General features: G+C 24.7%; 2 protein-coding genes. Both read left to right on the top strand.

Annotated features, from left to right (window positions below; all coding sequences use genetic code 11):
• Window positions 1–240: hypothetical protein (locus RI01_RS03645; RefSeq protein WP_034735097.1), on the top strand; the 240-nt coding region annotated here is incomplete at its 5' end.
• Between the two features lie 303 nt (window positions 241–543).
• Complete coding sequence (locus tag RI01_RS01950; protein ID WP_017192986.1) at window positions 544–1,269, top strand: pseudouridine synthase; 726 nt, start codon at window positions 544–546, stop codon at window positions 1,267–1,269.
• Window positions 1,270–1,590: the final 321 nt, after the last annotated feature.

Here is a 1,590-nt window from a genome sequence, read left to right as displayed (position 1 = left end):
AAAAATGAAAAAACTATCGTTCTGTATCAAATTGATTATAAAGAAATCAAAATAGAAAGTTTGTTCGTTTTAGAAGTTGACGGAAGAATGAAGTCATTTTCTATACACGATCCTAATTTATTAAAAGAATATATTAGAAACATCACCTTTATCAAAGATATTTTCTATGACGTTAAAGTGAATAAAACGGATGGAGGTGAGGTCATTTTATTATCAAGAAAAAATAGATCAAGTGATTAAGGACATCCTTGGTTCTGATAAAAAAACTTTTTAAAATTTAAATAAAGAATAACAAGAATAAGCTTTGAAGGAATTTGATAAATTATTCATTGAATTTTTTATTAAAAACCCTCAAGCCAACAACTCAAACAAAAATTGACTTTAAATATCCAATTACTTTCATTCCCAAAGAGGAACTTTTCCATAAGTTCCTCTTTTTATTAAAAAAAAGTAAAGATTAAAATAAATCATTTAAAGAAAAATTATTTATAATTTAAGATACTAAGAAATAAAAAAAAGAAAATAAAAAAGCAGGTTTATATAATGGAAAGAATACAAAAAATTTTAGCTAACTCTAATATCGCTTCTAGAAGAAAAGCCGAATTATTAATTTTAGCTAAAAGAGTAAAAGTTAACGGTAAGATAGTGACTACCTTAGGTACTAAAGTATCTCCAAAAGATGTTATTTTAGTAGATGATAAACATATTAAACAAGCGCCATATCTTTATTTTTTACTCCATAAACCTAGTGGTTATATCACTAGTGTTCAAGATGATAAAAAAAGACCTATTGTGCTTGATTTAATTAAAGAAGATCATCAACAAAGACTTTATCCTGTCGGCAGACTTGATTTCAAAACAGAAGGTTTATTGATTATTACTAATGACGGAGAATTAACCCAAAAATTAACTCATCCTTCTTCTTTGGTTCCTAAAGAGTATCATGTCCAAATAAACCTTTTTTTAACTTTTTCAGAATTAAAAAAGTTAAAAAAAGGGATTATCATTGATCATAATTATTTATCTATTCCTCAAGAAGTTCATCTTTTAAAACAAACCAAAAAACCTTTACCTTCTACTTGGTTATCGATCACGATTTCTGAAGGAAAAAACCGTCAAATTAGAAAAATGATGGAAGAAATGGGTTTTGAAGTTTTAAAACTAAAGCGTTATAGATATGATTTTCTGACCTTAGATCATTTGCCTAAAGGAAAATACCGTTCTTTAACCAGAGCTGAAGTTAAACAATTATTAAGAAGAGAAAATTGATAAAAGAAAAAAAAGCCATATCATGGTTTTAATACTAAAGCTAAACCTAATTGTTATAATTTTGGATAAAAAGCCAATTTTTTAAGTTTTTTCACTGTTGCCGAAGGCGGTAATACCATTTGATAACCAAATAGTTTAGTTTTTTTTATGTTTCAATTCAGGTTTTTTTATAATTGGTACAACAATTATTAATATAAAAAAATAATCCGATATAATTGATTTGATTTTATGTATGATTTTTTATATTAATTTTTTTAATATTTTTTTTAATAATTTTCTGTTTCTAAATATTTTGTTTTTTAAAATTAATAAAGTATATTT

The organism is Italian clover phyllody phytoplasma str. MA1 (assembly GCF_000300695.1).
Classification (GTDB): domain Bacteria; phylum Bacillota_I; class Bacilli_A; order Acholeplasmatales; family Acholeplasmataceae; genus Phytoplasma.
The sequence above is the reverse complement of the archived record's forward strand: the minus strand, read 5'-3'. Positions and strand labels throughout refer to the sequence as shown.

What these genes read in the sequence shown, in the direction of transcription:
- RI01_RS01950 (WP_017192986.1), top strand. Translation starts at nt 544, where the DNA reads ATGGAAAGAATACAAAAAATTTTAGCTAACTCTAATATCGCTTCTAGA.